This is a genomic window from Janthinobacterium sp. MP5059B, from assembly GCF_001758645.1.
Lineage (GTDB): Bacteria > Pseudomonadota > Gammaproteobacteria > Burkholderiales > Burkholderiaceae_D > Janthinobacterium > Janthinobacterium lividum.
Window position 1 is genome coordinate 314,946 of sequence record NZ_LRHX01000022.1, and the last position, 15,660, is coordinate 330,605.

A 15,660-nucleotide genomic window follows, 5' to 3' on the forward strand; every position below is an offset into this window, starting at 1 on the left:
CACCATCATGTTGACAACGACACTTCATCCGGCCCTGCGCCACGCCGTCCTGGCCGCCGTGCTGGCCGCCAGCTCCAGCCTGGCGCTGGCCGATCCGCTCGGCTACCGCGTGGAAATCGACACGAGCCAGTTCTCGGGCGCCGGTTTCCTCGACTTCGCCTTTATCGCCGGCAACAGCCCCGCGCCGGGCGCCAGCGCTGTGCTCAGCAATTTTTCGGGAGCGTTCGGCGGGCTGGCATCGCAGGAAGGCAATGTCAGCGGCAGCTTGCCCGGCACCTTGACCTTCGGCAATAGCGGCGCCTACAACGACTGGTTTCACAACGTGACCCTGGGCGGCAAGTTCGGTTTCAATATCGTCTTCGGCGGCGACTTCCTGAACACGGCCGGCAACGCGGGCACGACGTTTGGCGTGGGTTTGCTCGACTACACCGGCATGGCTTATCTGGGCAATGCGAACGGCAACCTCGTGCAATTTGAACTGACCCCGCTCAACGGCGGCTTGCCCGCCAGCATTGCGGGCAGTAGTTACGCCAGCATCGCGACGATCTCGGCCGTGCCGGAAGCGTCGGAATGGATGATGCTGACGGGCGGCCTGGCGCTGATCGGTTTTGCCCTGCGCCGCCGCCAGCCTGGCACACGGGCCTAGTCTTTCCAGCCTGGACACAGCGCGCCTGCGGGCCGCTGTGTTTTTTTGTTTATTTATTTGAAATAGCTATAAATCAGGAAACTAAATTGTATTGGTCACCGTTTTACGCTTGATGCATAGTAAAAAACTTGTCGGGCAGTCTAAGTAACCCCCAATAAATTCTTGTGTTTTCTAGCTTCCATAAGTGGCGCGCTGCTGCGTTACCCATCGCTAGCAGTGCTCGCACTGCGTCGCCCCGGGCGCCTTGCATCACATCCACTTCTGTTTGCTATAAATTCACAATAATTTTCTGGCGATTACTTAGTTCTTCATAGATTGCCGCCAACTTTTTTCGGGAGATGCATCGATGCCTGGCCATATCCTGGTGCTGGACCCTGCGCCTGCCATGCAAGCGCTGCTGGCGCATAACTTCGCAGGCGCCGGCTACCGGGTCAGCTGCGCCCTGGATGCGCGCGGCGCGCTGGCGCTGCTGGCGGCCGACCCGCCTGATGTATTGCTGCTGGAATGGGAGCTGCCGGATGCGTCCGGCATCGCGCTGCTGCGCCAGGTGCGCCAGGATGGCGTGCTGTGCGACTTGCCCATCATCATGGTCAGCGCGCGCAACAGCGAACAGGACAAGGTGCTGGCGCTGGAAAGCGGCGCCGACGACTATCTGTGCAAGCCTTTCGGTCCCCGTGAAATGCTGGCCCGCGTGCACGCGCTGCTGCGCCGGCGCGCGCCATCGGCCTTGCGCGCAGGCGCAGGCACGGCAGCGCTGCGGCTCGACCCGCACACCCTGCGCGTGACGGCCGGTAACGTGCCCGTCAACCTGGGCCGCGTGGAATTCAAGCTGTTGCATTTCCTGATGAACCATCCGGGCAGGGTGCATAGCCGCGCGCAGTTGCTGGACCAGGTGTGGGGCCATGCAGCGTATCTCGACGAGCGCACGGTCGACGCCCACGTAGGGCGTTTGCGGCAGGCGTTGCAGCCGGGCGGCTGCGGCCACCGCATCGAAACCGTGCGCGGCAGCGGCTACCGCTATCTGGCGTTTGACGCCGCCATGTGCGCATGATGCTGCTGACGGGGCGGGAGCAGGAATACCTGCTGCACGCCATCCTCGGCGCGCATGGCATCGCCGCGCCCGGCGATTTCTTTCTGTGGAGCCAGGGGCCGCTGCAAACGCTGTTGCCGCACGACATATTAATGTGCGCGCAACTGGATGCCGATGGTGCCGTGCTGCGCAGCGAAGCCTGGCACAGCGCCGCGCCCGATCACGCGCTGCTGCGCGAGCGCCAGGGCCAGCTGGCGCACCTTGCGCTGGCCTGGCGCGCGGGCGGCCAGGGGGCTGCCGTCATCGACGGCGTGCTGGTGCACGGCAGCGTGGGCGATGCCGGCGGCAGCTTTTTTGCCCTGTTCGCCGTGATGCCGGCGGACGCTGCGCGCCAGGCGTATGTGCTGGAACTGCTGTTGCCCTACCTGCACGTGCACTGGCTGGCGCTGCCAGGCAGTCAGCGTGCGCGCATGGCCGGCCCGGCTGCCACGCGCGCGGCCAGTGCGCGTGAACTGGAAGTGCTGCATTGGGTGCGCGAAGGGAAAAGCAATGAGGAGGTGGGGGAAATTCTCGGTATCAGCGGCGCCACCGTGAAAAGCCATTTGCAGCGTATCTACAAATTATTGGGCGTGAGTAACCGCATGCAAGCCGTGTCGCGCGGCATCGCGCTGCGCTTGCTCAGCCATTAGCGCTGGTCCTGCGGCCTGGCCTGCGGCTTGCCGCTGCCGCCGCCATCTTGCGTGTGTTCGATGCTGCCGGGCGAGACGCGTGCCACGTCCGGGCTCGCTTGCAGGCGCGCCACTTCGGCGCGTGTCAGCATGGCGGCAAAGCCATTGAAGGCCACTGTGTAGCGGTATTGCACTGGGGCATCGGGTACCAGCGCCAGCACGGCGCGCTGCTGCGCTTCCAGCTGGGCCGTGTAGCGCCGCGCCGCGTCGCTGTCCGTATCGAGCCTATGCACGCCGTCCGCTTGCGAGGCCAGCGGCGGGGCGCGCAATTGCACCAGATAGGACAGTCGCGCCGCAGCGGCCTGCGCCGCGACAGGCAGTGCATGGAGGCTGGCCATGCCGGCCAGGATGGCAATGCTGAGGCGAAATGCGGACATGCAAACTCCTTTGCGCATGGCGGACGAGTTGCCCGTGCGCCGATTGTACGCGTGTTACGCATAAAAAACGCGCCCCGCAGGGCGCGTCGTGTTACCGCCTGGAGCGATACCGTTACAGCTTGGCGTCCGCCTTCACGTTGCGCTGGCTGGGGACGGCCAGCGGCAACGGGCTGTTGGTCTCCACCGACAGCACGGTGGTGGACGCTGCCGCGTTGTTGCCATCAAGGAAGACTACGCCGCCCAGGTAGCGCTTGCCCGTTTCCAGCCCCGACCAGCTGACGCCGGCCGTGGCGCTGCCGCCCACATACACCTTGGTAGGCAGGGTGGCTTTCAGGTTGCCGCCCTTGTCGGCTGTCGTGACGACGGCCGACGACAGGCCGAAGCCGGTCGACGCGCCATTTGCCAGCTCATAGCCGACCACGCACACCTTGTAGCTGCCTGCCGCCGGGGTGGTCACGGTGATCGCCTCGTTCGAGCCGGCCGTGGCCGAGGTGGCAACGGTCGCGCCAGCGCTGTTGAGCAGCAGCAGGTCGAGGTCATTGCCCGCGCCTTCGCTGGTGTCGCGGTCGAAGATTTCGAAGCGCGCCACGACGGTGCTGGCGGGAATGCTGACATTGACGACCCGCACGCCGCTGCCGCCCGCCTTGCACGCGTCGGCCATCTGCGCCAGCGTTTCCACGCTGCCCGGCGCGGCCTGGCTGATGGTTTGCGCGCTGCGCGCCACTTCCTTCAGGCCGCCCGTCGCCGCGCCGACCTTGCCGGCAAAGCCGGTGGACAGGGTCAGCGAACGCAGACCGCTGACCTTGTCGGCCTGCAGCAATGCCGGCGACTGCACCGCGCGGCCCGAGCGGGCCGTGACGGGGCTGCGTACCGTATGCACGCCGTCGCTCCATACGAGGGCGCCATACTGCCAGGCGTTGTCCGGCGCCGTGGTGCGCGTCAGGGTGACGGTGAAGGACTTGGTTTCGCCGGGCGCCAGCGCCAGGGTGGCAGGCGCCACCGCAACGCTGTAGCCGCTGAGCGAGGCGCTGGCCGTGTAGGTGGCGCTGCTGCTGCCCACGTTGGTGACGCGGCGCGTTACCGTTTGCGTGCCCAGCACGTTGCCGATGGTGATGGACGGCATGTTCAGGTTGTAGCCGGCCAGGGTGCCGCCCGCGCACTCGGCCGTCATGCCGACGCCGCACATGTATTTCTTGTAGTCGGCCAGGTTGGCGTCATACACGAGGCCGGGATCGGTCGCCTTGTTCGGCGTCACGTGGCCGGCGCCCTGGCCCCATGGCAGGATGCCGCGCGCGTCGCCTGCCTGGATGTCGGGCAAGGTGGTGCTGCCGGTCGTCATCAGGGCCGACTTGATGGCGGCCGGGCTCCAGTCCGGATGCTGCTGGCGCAGCAGGGCGGCCAGGCCGGCCACGTGCGGGCTGGCCATCGAGGTGCCTTGCAGGAAGATGTAGGCTTGCGCAGGGACCAGGCTGCCATCCTGCACGGCGTCGCGCTGGGCGCGCGACAGGGCAGGCGTGCCGCCGGCCAGGATGTCCACGCCAGGCGCGGTGACGTCCGGCTTGAGCAGGTTGGCGTCGTACAGGTTCGGGCCGCGCGACGAGAAGTCGGCCACCACGGGCGCGGCAGGGCCGTTGCCGTTGGTGACGAAGCGCGAGATGGCGGCCGTGGCCGTGCCCGTTTGCGCCTGGGCATTGATCAGCGCGCCATCGGCGGCGCTCACGTGCACGGCCGGCAGCACGTGCGGGTCGGACACCAGGCCCACGCCCGTGTCGACCAGCACCATGCCGGCGCCGCCCGCTTCGAGCACGGCGACGCCCTTGTCGGTACGCGCCGTGGTGCCGCGCAGGCAGCTGACGACTTTGCCGGCGACCTTGGCCGGATCCAGCAGGGCCACGCCGCCGTTGTCGCCGGCGCGGTAGCACAGGGCCAGTTTTTGCGCATCGGCGCCGGCCAGGCCCGCGTCTTGCGCGCGGATCAGGGTGGTGGCCGGCAGCGGATTGTAGTTGAGCGAGGCGCCCGTGTAGCTGGCGCCGTTGCTCAAGGTCACCTTGGCCTGGTTGGCGCGGTTGTGCGTCGAGGCGGCCACCGTGGTGATCCATGGGCTGACGTGGGCCACGGTATTGGCCGGTCCCGCATTGCCGGCCGAAGCGGCAACGAAGACGCCCGCATTCGAGGCGTGCAAAAAGGCTTGCTCGACGGGATCGTTGACAGTGCCGCCGCCGCTGATCGAGTAATTGATGACGTGTACGCCATCCTGTACGGCTTTTTCAATCGCCGCCACGCTGTCGCCGCCGTAGCAGCCGTTCTTCGCACCGGTCGGCTGGGTAGCCAGATTGTACGACCAGCACACCTTGTAGACGGACAGGCGGGCGCGCGGCGCCACGCCGGAAATGGCGCCCAGCGGCGTGCCGTTGGCCGTGACGGGCACGCCCGCATTGCCGCCCGCGGTGGACGAGGTGTGCGTGCCGTGGCCGCCTTCGCCATTCGGGTCGCCGATGGAATCGCGCGGCGAGGTGAATTCGCTCCAGTGCTGGATCTTGTCCGTCTCGGTCAGGCGCACGGCATTGAAGTATTGCGCACCGAGCAGCTTGTTGTTGCAGTGGTCTTGCGTAAAGCCTTCGCCCGTCTGGCAGCTGCCTTTCCAGGCGGCCGGTGCGGCGCCGTAGGCCAGGGTGGCGTTCGGGTCGAAGGTCGGGGTGCCGTTGGCGTCGACCTTGTCCGCATACGACAGGTTTTCCGGCCACACGCCGCCATCGACGATGCCGATGATGATGTCTTCGCCCGCATGCTGCTTGCCGCCCAGCTGGCTCCACAGGCCGCCCGGCTGGTCCAGGCCCAGGAAGGTGGGCGTGTAGTTCGTCTGCAGGGCGCGCGGTTCGTCGGGGGCGATGCTGGCCACTTCGCCGCTCGCCTGCAGCTGGCGCACTTCGGCGTCGGTCAGCAGGGCGGAGAAGCCGTTGAGGACGATCTTGTACTGGTATTGCACGGGCGCGGCGGCGACGAGGGCTTGTACCCGGGCCTGTTTCTGTTCAAGGTAGTCGCCGTACAGCTGCACTTGTGTGCTGGCCAGGTCGAGGCGGCCGCCGGCGGCAGGCTGGGTGGCGCCCAGGCCTTCCACCGAGCCGGTGTAGGAAGCGATCGGTTTGTCGTTCAGTTGCACGATGTAGGGGCGGCGCAGGTCGTCGGCGTGGGCCTGGAAGCTGAGGCTGGCAAACAGGCTCAGCACGGCGAGCGAAATGGGACGCAAGGCGGGACGGAATGTCATGTAGGGTTTCCTGGTGGCGGTAGCGGGAATCGAAAGGGGGAAATCAGGCTTGCTGGCGGCGGCGCGCCGCGAAACCGATGCCTGCCAGGCCCAGCAGCATCATCGCGTAGGTCGATGGCTCCGGTACCGAGGCGACGATATTGTCGAGCGCAAACTGGCCCTTGTTGGTGCTGAAGGCGTTGCAATTGCCGGCCGTGTTGCAAGTGAAGCCGAAGAAGGCCAGCGAGGCGAATTGCTGGCTGCCGAAGCTGGCGCTGGTGTTGTAGTGTTGGAACTGGAAGTTGCCGCCGATGGGGCCGCCCAGCTGGTATGTTTCATACAGGGAAGAGCCGTCCGCGTAGAAACCTTGCACGCGCAGCAGGCCGGCTACCGCCGGATAGGTGACGCCCTGGGCGTAGCCGATGAAGCTGGCGTCGAAACCCTGCAGGCTGACGCTGCCGCCCGGGTTCAGCGGGTCCAGGTAGATGATGCCGTCGTTGAGCGAGGCATAGTAATGGCTCGTATTGTTGGTCGGGCACGCCAGGCCGCAGGCGGCCGGATCCGTGCCGTCGAACACGGCGCCGACCAGGTCGCCATAACTGGCGCCGGCGGTATTCGAAGCACCCGTCAGCAGGAATTTGCCGAATTCCAGGGAGTCGCCATGGCCGACGAACTGGCTATCCAGATTGTCAAAGTTGATCACGTCCGCGATGGCGGCGGGGGCCCAGGCGGCGGACAGGGCCAGGATGGCGGCGCCGGTCCACTGCTTGGCCGAGAAAGGACTTGCTGCGGAAGCTGCCTTCGAATGCACAATACGAGTCATGAATTTTCCCTTGGTGATTATGTAGGATGCAATATGTTTTGCGTCTGGGATGCTCTTTCCTGCGTGGACGGATAAGACCAATACGTAGAAAATTGATTTTTACTATAGCAAAAGAGGCAATTTCATTGTTTGATATTCTTGCAAATTTAATTTGAAAGTTACAAATAATGAATGAATAAAATTCATCACTTACTATGAATTGGTAACCAGTAGTAGATAGTTTCCGCATTGAAAATAGTTGAGTGATTGACCAGCCAGTCAAGCGCGCGCGTCGCCGTGGCGGTTTCGCGCACACTGGATGGTTTCCGCCGGAATTTGTTGTTCACAGTGCAAAGAAAAGATTGTATGAACCATAACCGGCATGGTAGGCTGATAAGCATCAGGCAAGCGCGTGTCGCCTGTGCGTGGCCATCCGCCGCGCGCAGCGACGCAATGTATTGAAGGTAGGCAATAAGGAGTTACCGGATGCATGCAGCACACAGGCAGAACCTTGCGGCAACGCGCCATGCGCGCGGCTTTACCTTGCTCGAATTGCTGGTCGTCATCGTGATCATCGGCTTGCTGGCGGCGTATGTCGGCCCCAAGTATTTCGCCCAGCTGGGCAAATCCGAAGTGACGGTGGCCAAGGCACAGATCGAGGCGTTTGAAAAATCGCTCGACACCTACCGCCTCGACGTGGGGCGCTATCCCACCACGGAAGAAGGCCTGGCCGCGCTGCTGGCCGCGCCGCCCGCCGCCGGCACGCGCTGGAATGGTCCCTACCTGAAAAAGGCCGTGCCGCTCGACCCGTGGGGCCATGCCTACCAATACCGCGCGCCCGGCAGCAAGGGCGAGTACGACATCGTCTCGATGGGCAAGGATGGCCAGCCGGGCGGCAGCGGCGAGAACGCCGACATCAGCTCGCAATAACGCCAGCGCCATTCTTTTTCCTACGGACAAGCCATCATGCAGTTCGAAGTACGCGCGCTTTCCACGGACCAGGCCGTAGCAACCTTGCATACGTGCGTGATCGACGGCCGCGACGAAGCCGACGCGCGCCGCCAGGCCGAAGCGCGCGGCCTGTTTGTCAGCGCCATCCGCCCGTTGCGGGCCACGCCGTTCAGCGCGGCCGGGCGCCAGCGGGCGCGCGCCTTGCCACTGCTGCTGTTCAGCCAGGAATTGCTGGCGCTGCTGCAAGCGGGCCTGGGCATCGTCGAAGCGCTGGAAGCCTTGCTGGAAAAGGAAGCGTCGCCGGCCACGCGCAGCGTGCTCACGCGTCTGCTGGAAGGCTTGCGCGAAGGCAAGCGCTTTTCCGCCGTGCTGGCAGAGCAGGCGGAACTGTTCCCCCCTCTGTATATCGGCATCGTCAAGGCGGCCGAGGGCACGAGCGACTTGCCGCGCGCGCTGTCGCGCTATATCGACTACCAGCAGCGCATCGATACGGTGCGTGGCAAGATCGTCAGCGCCGCCATCTATCCCACCATCCTGCTGGCCGTGGGCGGCGGCGTCAGCGCCTTCCTGATCAGCTATGTGGTGCCCCGTTTCGCCGAGGTCTACCAGGGCGCAGGGCGCAACCTGCCGTGGATGTCGCAAGTGATGCTCAGCTGGGGCCAGTTCGTCACGCAGCATGGCGTGCTGTTGCTGCTTGGGCTGGCGCTCGTCGGCAGCGCGGTGTTCATGGCCGTGCGGCGCGTGCTGCGCCATGGCGGCGTGGCGCGCCTGCTGGCGAAACTGCCCGGCATCGGCGAGCGCGTGCGCATCTATGAACTGTCGCGCCTGTACCTGACCCTGGGTATGCTGGCCGAGGGCGGCATCACCATCGTGCAGGCGATTTCCACCGTGCAAGCGATGGTCTCGCCGGGCATGCAGGCATCCTTGCAGGGCGCGCGCGGCGCCATCGAGGCGGGCCAGCCCCTGTCGTCCGCCTTCGAGCAGCATCAATTGACGACGCCGATTTCCCTGCGCATGCTGCGCGTGGGCGAGCGCACGGGCGACATGGGGCCCATGCTGACGCAGTCGGCCGCCTTCTACGACGGTGAAATCAGCCGCTGGATCGACCGCTTTACGCGTACTTTCGAACCCTTGCTGATGGCTGGCATCGGCCTGGTCGTGGGCGCCATCGTGATCCTGCTGTACATGCCCATCTTTGACCTTGCCGGCGATATTTCATGATGCCCACCGCTGCCGAATCCACCCTGGCCAGCGTCGCCATCGACGCGGCCCTGCTGCAGCGTGCCCGCGTCCTGAGCCGCCAATCGAAACGCAGCCTGGTCGAGGAGTTGCAGGAGCTGAGCGGCATCGAGGCGCGCGCCGTGGTGCGCGAACTGGCGCGCCCGTTCGGCCTGGACGTGCTGGAAACGGCCGACATGCTGGCGTTTTCTCCCGCCTTCGATGTGCTGCCCCTGTCGCAGGCGCTGGCGCGCCACAGCGTGCTGCTGCGCGCCGCCGACGGCCAGCTGGTGGGCGTGATTGCCGACCCGTTCGATCTCGACCTGCAAACCTGGCTGAGTGCGCGCGCCGGGCAGGGCACCTTGCACGTGCGCCTGGCGCTGCAGGCCGACATCGGCGCCTATCTGTCGAAGCAGGAAGAATCGGCGCGCGCCGTCGACAGCCTGCTGCCCGGCGCCGCCACGGACGCGCGGCGCGACGGCAAGACGGCGGCCGTGCTGTCGTTCGCCAGCGTGTCGGAAGCGGCCAGTCCCGCCGTCAAGCTGGTCAACTCGACCTTATATGACGCGCTGAAGGCGGGCGCTTCCGACATCCACCTGGAAAGCACGGCCGGCGGCCTGGCCGTCAAGTACCGCGTCGACGGCGTGCTCGATCACGCCACGTCCGTCAACGGCATCGAAGTGGCCGAGCACATCATCTCGCGCCTGAAAGTGCTGGCAGAACTCGATATCGCCGAGCGCCGCGTGCCGCAGGACGGCAGCTTCCGCGTCGAATCGGGCGGACGCGAAATCGATCTGCGCGTCTCCATCATGCCCAGCATCCATGGCGAGGATGCGGTCATCCGTATCCTCGACAAGCGCGCCATGATCGAGGCGTATGGCGCCCTGACCCTGGAAGCGCTGGGCTTTGACGCGCCGTCGCTGGAAGCCTTGCGCGCGCTGGCGCAGGAAGCCTACGGCATGCTGCTCGTGACGGGACCGACCGGCTCCGGCAAGACGACGACCCTGTATGCGGCGCTGACGGAAATCCACAACGGGCGCGAAAAGATCATCACCATCGAAGACCCCGTCGAATACCAGCTGCCCGGCATTCTGCAGATACCCGTCAATGAAAAGAAGGGGCTGACGTTTGCCAAGGGCTTGCGCTCCATCCTGCGCCACGACCCCGACAAGATCATGGTGGGCGAGATCCGCGACCGCGAAACGGCGGAAATCGCCGTGCAGTCGGCCCTCACGGGCCACCTGGTGCTCACCACCGTGCATGCGAATAATGTCTTCGACGTGTTCGGCCGGTTTACCCACATGGGCATCGATCCGTATGCGTTCGTCTCGGCCCTGAACGGCATCTGGGCGCAACGGCTGATCCGCACCAACTGCCCCCATTGCGCCACCGACTACACGCCCGACGATGGTGAGCTGGCCAGCGTGGGCCTGGCGCGCGCCGACGTGGCGCAGTATCAATTCAAGCAGGGCAAGGGCTGCGGCGACTGCCGCGGCACGGGCTACAAGGGGCGCCGCTCGATTGCCGAAATCCTCGTGCTGACCGATGAAATCCGCGAACTGATCGTCGACAAGAAACCGATCCGGCAGATCAAGGCGGCCGCGTATGCGAACGGCACGCGCAGCCTGCGCCTGGCGGCGCTGGAACTGGTCAAGCGGGGCGCCACCACCATCACGGAAATCAAGAGGGTCACCCTGCATGCGTAGAGGTTTTGGACAAGGTTTGCGCCTGGGCGTGGCGGCGGGCAAGGTGAGCCTGTGGCGCAGCAGCCGCTGGCGCGCCCCTGCATGGATATTGCTGGGTGAAGCCGCGTATGTGCCGGACGACACGCTGCATGGCGACTTTGCCGCCCTGGGCCAGGCGTTGGAACAGATTCTGCCAGCGAGCCAATACGCCGGCTGGCCCCTGTCCGTGGTGCTTGACGATGGGCTGGCGCGCCTGTGGCAAGTGGACATGCCGCAAGGCGCCGCGCGCCTGGCCGATATCGAGGCTGCCGCCGCGCTGCGCTTCCAGTCGCTGTATGGCGATGCGCCCGGCCTGTGGCGCAGCAGCAGCGCCTGGGATGCGCGCGCGCCGTTCTTTTGCGCCGTGCCCCGTGCGCTGCTGGCGCAGCTGACGCGCGTGGCCGACGCACGCAAGCTGGCCCTGATTTTTATCACACCGCAATTCGCGCGCCACTGGAACCGCTGGCACGGCGCGTTGAAGCCGGGCGCCTGGTTTGGCCAGTTGCAGGAGAACGTCCTGACCCTGGGCGTGCGGCACGATGGCCGCCTGCGCGCCGTGCGCGCGCTGCCCGTGCCCCCGGACGCCGGCCATGGCTGGCTGGCGCAGACCTTGGCGCGCGAGGCGCTGCTGCAAGGCGTGCCCGCACCGGCGCTGCTGCAGCTGTGCGGCGCGCCGCCGCCCGCATGGCTGACACAGGCGAAAGCGCTCCACTGCCAGATTTTTTCCGCGCCGGACGGGGACGGCGCCTTGTCGCCGGCCGCCCGGCTGGCCCGCAGCGGGGGCGTGGCATGACGCGCCTCGATATCGATTTCGCGCCGCCCAACTGGCGCCGCAGCCTGCACCGCGTGCCCGCGTGGGTGTGGTGCATCGGCGCCCTGGGTGCGGCGCTGATCGCCACGGCGGCGTACAGCGGCAGCGCCGCGCTGCAGCGGCAGCAGGCAAGCGAGGCACATTGGCGGCTGGCGCAGCAGCGCGTCATGGCCGCCACGCAGGGACCGGTGGCTGCACCGCAAACACCCATCGCGCCGGCGCAGGCGGCGGCCGTGAATGCGGCCATCCTGCAACTGAATCTGCCGTGGCGCGACGTGCAGGATGCGCTGGCCAGCGCCACGCCACCCGCCATCGCGCTGCTGGCGCTGGAACCGGATGCGCGCAAGCGCGTGCTGAAGATCACGGCCGAGACGACCAGTAGCGACGCCATGGTCGCGTATGTGGCGCAACTGAAGCAGCAGGAGCTGTTCGGCACCCGCGTGCAGCTGCTGCGCCATGAAATCAACGCGCTCGATCCGAACAAACCCTTGCGCTTTCAGCTTGAAGCGCGCTGGGGCACGCCATGATGGCCATCGACATCAATAGCGTGCGCCTGCGCGTGCAACTGCTGCTGCGCCGCCTGGGCGCGCCTGCCTGCCTGGCCGTGGCCCTGCTCGCGCTGGGCTTGACCGCCTGGGCGTGGGCCTGGCAGCAGCGCGCCGTGGCGGCGCAGCTGGAAGCGCGGCCCTTGCCGCAGCCATCGTTGGCCGCAGTCATCGCGGCGCCGCCGGCGACATCCAGCGAGAACTTGGCGCGCTTTTATGCCGCCCTGGGGCAGCAGCGCCACGCGGAGCAGCAAGTCAAGCAGCTGTTCGACCTGGCCGCGAAAAACGGCTTGCTGCTGGCGCAGGGCGAATACAAGAGCGGCTACGACAAGGCCAGCAGGGTTGCCAGCTATCAGGTGACCTTGCCGCTGAAGGGCAGTTATGCGGCCGTGTGGCAGTTCGCGCTGCAAGCGCTGCGCGCCGTCCCCTTCGCTTCGCTCGACGAACTAAGTTTTCGCCGCGAGCAGATCGCCGATACGGAACTCGAAGCGCGCTTGCGCCTGACCTTTTATCTGACCGATACGCCTGGCGATGCGGGAGAGGCGCCATGACCCCGCGCCATTGGCTCATGCTGGCCGGCGTGCTGGGCGCGGGCGCCTTGCTGCTGTTCGGCGAGCGCCAGCCCGTGGCCGAGGTGGCCGAAGCGGTGGAGCGGGCCGTCGCGCCCGCGCGCCATGCGGCCGCCAAGCCGCCAGCCGCGCAGCCGGCCATCCTGGCCCTGCTGCCGCGCAGCGAAGTGGCGGGCGAGGATGGCGATACCTTTGCCGGCGCCGGCGCTGTCTTCCAGAGCCAGAACTGGAATCCGCCGCCGCCGAAAATGGTAGCCGTCGCGCCACCGCCGCCGCCACCGCCGATGGCGCCGCCGCTGCCCTTCGTCTACCTGGGCAAGGCGGCCGCCGATGGCGCCTGGGAAGTGTTTTTGTCGCGCGCCGACAAGACGTATATCGTGCGCGCCAACACCGTCATCGATGGCGCCTACAAGGTCGTGACGATTGCGCCGCCCGTCATGACGCTCACTTATCTGCCGTTGAACCAGGTTCAGCAGCTCAACATTGGAGTTTCCGAGTGATGTCTCGTTCCTTTTCATCGGCGCTGCTGCTCTTGCTGCTGTCCGGCTGCGCAGGGCAGCAAGCCTACCGCGACGGGCGCGAGCTGATTGCGCAAGATCAAATCCCGGCCGGCCTGCAAAAACTGCAGGAGGCGCTGCAGCAGGACCCCGGCAATGCGCAATACCGCAGCGCCTATCTGCAGGCGCGCGAACGGGCGACTGGCAGCCGCTTGCAGCAGGCCGAGCGCCAGGCGCAGGCGGGGCAGGGCGAGCTGGCGCGCGCCTCGTTCATGGGCGTGCTGGAAATCGATGCACAGAACGAACGGGCCAACAGCGGCTTGCGCGCGCTCGAGCGCGAGCAGCGCCAGGGCAAGCTGCTGGCCGAAGCGCAGAAAGATATCGAGGCCAAGCGCTACGACCCGGCGCGCCAGCGCCTGAACGCGATCCTGACCGAGCAGCCGAATCACGCCGGCGCGCGCGCGCTGCTGCGCGAGGTCGATGACAAAACGGCGCCGCCCGTCGTCGAATCGGGCCTGGCCAAATCGTACAAGCAGCCGATCACCATCGAGTTTCGCGAAGCGCCATTAAAACAGGTGTTCGAGCTGATCGCGCGCCGTTCCGGCCTCAATTTCGTCTTCGACAAGGACGTCAAGGCGGATGCGAAAACCTCGATCTTCCTGAAAAACAGCACGGTGGAATCGGCCGTCTACTTCCTGCTGGTGACGAACCAGCTGGAACAGCAGGTGATGGATGCAAACACGATCCTGATCTACCCGAACGTGGCGGCAAAATTGAAGGAGTACCAGGAAGTGCTGGTGAAAACCTTCTTCCTGGCGAATGCGGACGCCAAGCAGGTGGCCAACACCCTCAAGACCATCTTGAAGACGCGCGACGTGGTGGCCGATGAAAAACTCAACCTCGTCATCGTGCGCGACACGCCGGAGGCGATCCGTCTGGCCGAGCGCCTGATCGCGCTGCAGGACGTGCCGGAGGCCGAGGTCGTGCTGGAACTGGAAATCCTCGAAGTCAAGCGCAGCCGCCTGATGGAACTGGGCGTGGCCTGGCCCACCAGCCTGACGCTGACGCCGCTCTCCACCTCGGGCGGCGCGGGCCTGACCATCAATGACTTGAATAACCTGAACCAGCGCACCATCGGCGTGAGCGACCTGTCCGTGACGGCGAACGCCAAGAAGACGGACGGCGACGCGAACATCCTGGCCAATCCGCGCATCCGCGTGCGCAACCGGGAAAAGGCGAAGTTCGTCATCGGCGACAGGGTGCCAGTGGTCACCACCACCATTTCGCCCGGCACGGGCGGCTTCGCTTCCGAGTCCATCAGTTACCTGGACGTGGGCTTGACGGTGAATGCCGAGCCGACCATTTATTTGAACAATGAAGTGGGCATCCGCATCTCGCTCGAAGTGAGCAACCTGGGCGCGGCCACCACCACCCGCAGCGGCTCGACCCTGTACCAGATCGGCACGCGCCAGGCGTCGACCATGCTGCAACTGAAGGATGGCGAAAACCAGGTGCTGGCGGGCCTGATCAACAATGAAGAGCGCAGTTCGGGCAACAAGGTGCCTGGCCTGGGCGACATACCCGTGCTGGGGCGCCTGTTCGGCAGCAGCAAGGACGACAGCCAGAAGACGGAAATCGTGCTGTCGATCACGCCGCACCTCGTGCGTACGGTGCAGCGTCCGGAAGCGAAGGAATCGGAATTCTCGGCCGGCACGGAAGGCAGCTTCCGCCGCCGGCCCGACATGGCGGCCAAGGCGGCCACGCAGATGCCGGGCACAGTGATCGTGCGTTCCGGCCCGTCGGCCGTCGGCATGCAGCCGGCGCCGCCGCAGCCGCTGATGGTGCCCGGCCCGGTGCCACCGGCCTTGCCGCAGAGCGTTCCGGCGCCGGAAGTGGCGCCGTCGCCCGAGCCGGCCGCCTCGCCCTTGCCGATATCGTCGGGCCAGCCCGTGCCGCTGCAGGCGGCGCCCTTGCCGCTGTCATCGAGCCAGCCGGTGCCGGTGGTGCCGCCGCCGCCCGTCAAATGAGACTGGCGCATGCGCAGGGTGGGCAGAGCGGCTTCACCCTGATCGAGCTGCTGGTGACCCTGGCCATCCTGGGCGTGCTGGCCACCCTGGTGATCCCCGTCACGCAGGTGACGGTGCAGCGGCGCCAGGAGCAGGAATTGCGGCGCGCGCTGCGCGAGATCCGCCAGGGGCTCGATGCCTATAAACGGGCCGGCGACGAGGGCCGTATCCTGCGCGCGCCAGACGCCAGCGGCTATCCGAAAAACCTGGAACTGCTGGTCGAGGGCGTGCCTGACCAGCGCAACCCGAAGCGCAGCAAGCTGTTTTTCCTGCGCCGCGTGCCGCGCGACCCGTTCAACGCGGACGCTGGCCTGAGCGATGCGCAAACGTGGGGCAAGCGCAGCTACGCCAGCGAAGCGGCCGAACCACGCGAGGGCGACGATGTCTACGATGTGTATTGTACGTCCGGCAAAACGGGCTTGAACAACGTGCCTTACCGTCTATGGTGAACC

General features: G+C 66.1%; 15 protein-coding genes. 12 read left to right on the plus strand and 3 right to left on the minus strand.

Annotation, left to right across the window (positions count from 1 at the left end; all coding sequences use genetic code 11):
* Nucleotides 1-7 precede the first annotated feature (7 nt).
* The 3 genes from JAB1_RS27335 to JAB1_RS27345 all read left to right on the plus strand — a co-directional run bounded on the left by JAB1_RS27335 (nt 8) and on the right by JAB1_RS27345 (nt 2,365).
* Nucleotides 8-646, plus strand: a complete 639-nt coding sequence (locus tag JAB1_RS27335) for an NF038129 family PEP-CTERM protein (RefSeq protein WP_070282759.1) — start codon at nt 8-10, stop codon at nt 644-646.
* A gap of 346 nt (nt 647-992) precedes the next feature.
* A complete protein-coding gene (locus JAB1_RS27340) occupies nt 993-1,697 on the plus strand; it encodes a winged helix-turn-helix domain-containing protein (RefSeq protein ID WP_034782159.1) in 705 nt (234 codons plus the stop codon).
* Nucleotides 1,694-2,365, plus strand: a complete 672-nt coding sequence (locus JAB1_RS27345; protein WP_034782161.1) for a LuxR C-terminal-related transcriptional regulator — start codon at nt 1,694-1,696, stop codon at nt 2,363-2,365. Before JAB1_RS27340 ends, JAB1_RS27345 begins: the two co-directional genes overlap by 4 nt.
* Here JAB1_RS27345 and JAB1_RS27350 read toward each other — a convergent pair.
* The 3 genes from JAB1_RS27350 to JAB1_RS27360 form a co-directional block, all read right to left on the minus strand.
* Nucleotides 2,362-2,781 (minus strand): protease inhibitor I9 family protein, encoded by a 420-nt coding sequence (locus JAB1_RS27350; protein WP_034782162.1) that lies wholly within the window; start codon nt 2,779-2,781, stop codon nt 2,362-2,364. The genes JAB1_RS27345 and JAB1_RS27350 overlap by 4 nt on opposite strands.
* A 112-nt stretch (nt 2,782-2,893) precedes the next feature.
* Complete coding sequence (locus tag JAB1_RS27355; protein ID WP_070282761.1) at nt 2,894-6,046, minus strand: S8 family peptidase; 3,153 nt, start codon at nt 6,044-6,046, stop codon at nt 2,894-2,896.
* Nucleotides 6,047-6,089: 43 nt separating this feature from the next.
* The gene (locus JAB1_RS27360) at nt 6,090-6,848 is read right to left on the minus strand and encodes an NF038120 family PEP-CTERM protein (protein ID WP_070282763.1); all 759 of its coding nucleotides are present in this window, start codon (nt 6,846-6,848) and stop codon (nt 6,090-6,092) included.
* Between the two features lie 465 nt (nt 6,849-7,313).
* Between JAB1_RS27360 and gspG the strand changes: the two genes are divergently transcribed.
* The 9 genes from gspG to JAB1_RS27405 are packed head-to-tail and all read left to right on the plus strand — an operon-like array spanning nt 7,314 to nt 15,657.
* Nucleotides 7,314-7,757: a type II secretion system major pseudopilin GspG gene (gene gspG / locus JAB1_RS27365; RefSeq protein WP_034782166.1), complete on the plus strand. Its 444-nt coding sequence runs from the start codon at nt 7,314-7,316 to the stop codon at nt 7,755-7,757.
* A 36-nt stretch (nt 7,758-7,793) separates the two neighbouring features.
* A complete protein-coding gene (locus tag JAB1_RS27370) occupies nt 7,794-8,999 on the plus strand; it encodes a type II secretion system F family protein (protein ID WP_070282765.1) in 1,206 nt (401 codons plus the stop codon).
* Nucleotides 8,996-10,702 (plus strand): GspE/PulE family protein, encoded by a 1,707-nt coding sequence (locus JAB1_RS27375; protein ID WP_070282767.1) that lies wholly within the window; start codon nt 8,996-8,998, stop codon nt 10,700-10,702. Before JAB1_RS27370 ends, JAB1_RS27375 begins: the two co-directional genes overlap by 4 nt.
* A complete protein-coding gene (locus JAB1_RS27380) occupies nt 10,695-11,513 on the plus strand; it encodes a hypothetical protein (RefSeq protein WP_139144701.1) in 819 nt (272 codons plus the stop codon). The genes JAB1_RS27375 and JAB1_RS27380 overlap by 8 nt, the downstream gene beginning before the upstream one ends.
* Entirely contained in the window at nt 11,510-12,058 is a 549-nt protein-coding gene (locus tag JAB1_RS27385; protein ID WP_070282771.1) for a hypothetical protein, read from the plus strand. Before JAB1_RS27380 ends, JAB1_RS27385 begins: the two co-directional genes overlap by 4 nt.
* Nucleotides 12,055-12,627 (plus strand): hypothetical protein, encoded by a 573-nt coding sequence (locus JAB1_RS27390; RefSeq protein ID WP_070282773.1) that lies wholly within the window; start codon nt 12,055-12,057, stop codon nt 12,625-12,627. Before JAB1_RS27385 ends, JAB1_RS27390 begins: the two co-directional genes overlap by 4 nt.
* Complete coding sequence (locus JAB1_RS27395) at nt 12,624-13,145, plus strand: hypothetical protein (protein WP_070253562.1); 522 nt, start codon at nt 12,624-12,626, stop codon at nt 13,143-13,145. Before JAB1_RS27390 ends, JAB1_RS27395 begins: the two co-directional genes overlap by 4 nt.
* Nucleotides 13,145-15,169 (plus strand): secretin N-terminal domain-containing protein, encoded by a 2,025-nt coding sequence (locus JAB1_RS27400; RefSeq protein WP_070282775.1) that lies wholly within the window; start codon nt 13,145-13,147, stop codon nt 15,167-15,169. Before JAB1_RS27395 ends, JAB1_RS27400 begins: the two co-directional genes overlap by 1 nt.
* A complete protein-coding gene (locus JAB1_RS27405; RefSeq protein WP_070282777.1) occupies nt 15,166-15,657 on the plus strand; it encodes a type II secretion system protein in 492 nt (163 codons plus the stop codon). The genes JAB1_RS27400 and JAB1_RS27405 overlap by 4 nt, the downstream gene beginning before the upstream one ends.
* Nucleotides 15,658-15,660 lie beyond the last annotated feature (3 nt).

Coding starts and splice junctions, on each gene's coding strand:
- JAB1_RS27335 (WP_070282759.1), top strand. CDS start 8: ATGTTGACAACGACACTTCATCCGGCCCTGCGCCACGCCGTCCTGGCC.
- JAB1_RS27340 (WP_034782159.1), top strand. CDS start 993: ATGCCTGGCCATATCCTGGTGCTGGACCCTGCGCCTGCCATGCAAGCG.
- JAB1_RS27345 (WP_034782161.1), top strand. CDS start 1,694: ATGATGCTGCTGACGGGGCGGGAGCAGGAATACCTGCTGCACGCCATC.
- JAB1_RS27350 (WP_034782162.1), bottom strand. CDS start 2,781: ATGTCCGCATTTCGCCTCAGCATTGCCATCCTGGCCGGCATGGCCAGC.
- JAB1_RS27355 (WP_070282761.1), bottom strand. CDS start 6,046: ATGACATTCCGTCCCGCCTTGCGTCCCATTTCGCTCGCCGTGCTGAGC.
- JAB1_RS27360 (WP_070282763.1), bottom strand. CDS start 6,848: ATGACTCGTATTGTGCATTCGAAGGCAGCTTCCGCAGCAAGTCCTTTC.
- gspG (WP_034782166.1), top strand. CDS start 7,314: ATGCATGCAGCACACAGGCAGAACCTTGCGGCAACGCGCCATGCGCGC.
- JAB1_RS27370 (WP_070282765.1), top strand. CDS start 7,794: ATGCAGTTCGAAGTACGCGCGCTTTCCACGGACCAGGCCGTAGCAACC.
- JAB1_RS27375 (WP_070282767.1), top strand. CDS start 8,996: ATGATGCCCACCGCTGCCGAATCCACCCTGGCCAGCGTCGCCATCGAC.
- JAB1_RS27380 (WP_139144701.1), top strand. CDS start 10,695: ATGCGTAGAGGTTTTGGACAAGGTTTGCGCCTGGGCGTGGCGGCGGGC.
- JAB1_RS27385 (WP_070282771.1), top strand. CDS start 11,510: ATGACGCGCCTCGATATCGATTTCGCGCCGCCCAACTGGCGCCGCAGC.
- JAB1_RS27390 (WP_070282773.1), top strand. CDS start 12,055: ATGATGGCCATCGACATCAATAGCGTGCGCCTGCGCGTGCAACTGCTG.
- JAB1_RS27395 (WP_070253562.1), top strand. CDS start 12,624: ATGACCCCGCGCCATTGGCTCATGCTGGCCGGCGTGCTGGGCGCGGGC.
- JAB1_RS27400 (WP_070282775.1), top strand. CDS start 13,145: ATGTCTCGTTCCTTTTCATCGGCGCTGCTGCTCTTGCTGCTGTCCGGC.
- JAB1_RS27405 (WP_070282777.1), top strand. CDS start 15,166: ATGAGACTGGCGCATGCGCAGGGTGGGCAGAGCGGCTTCACCCTGATC.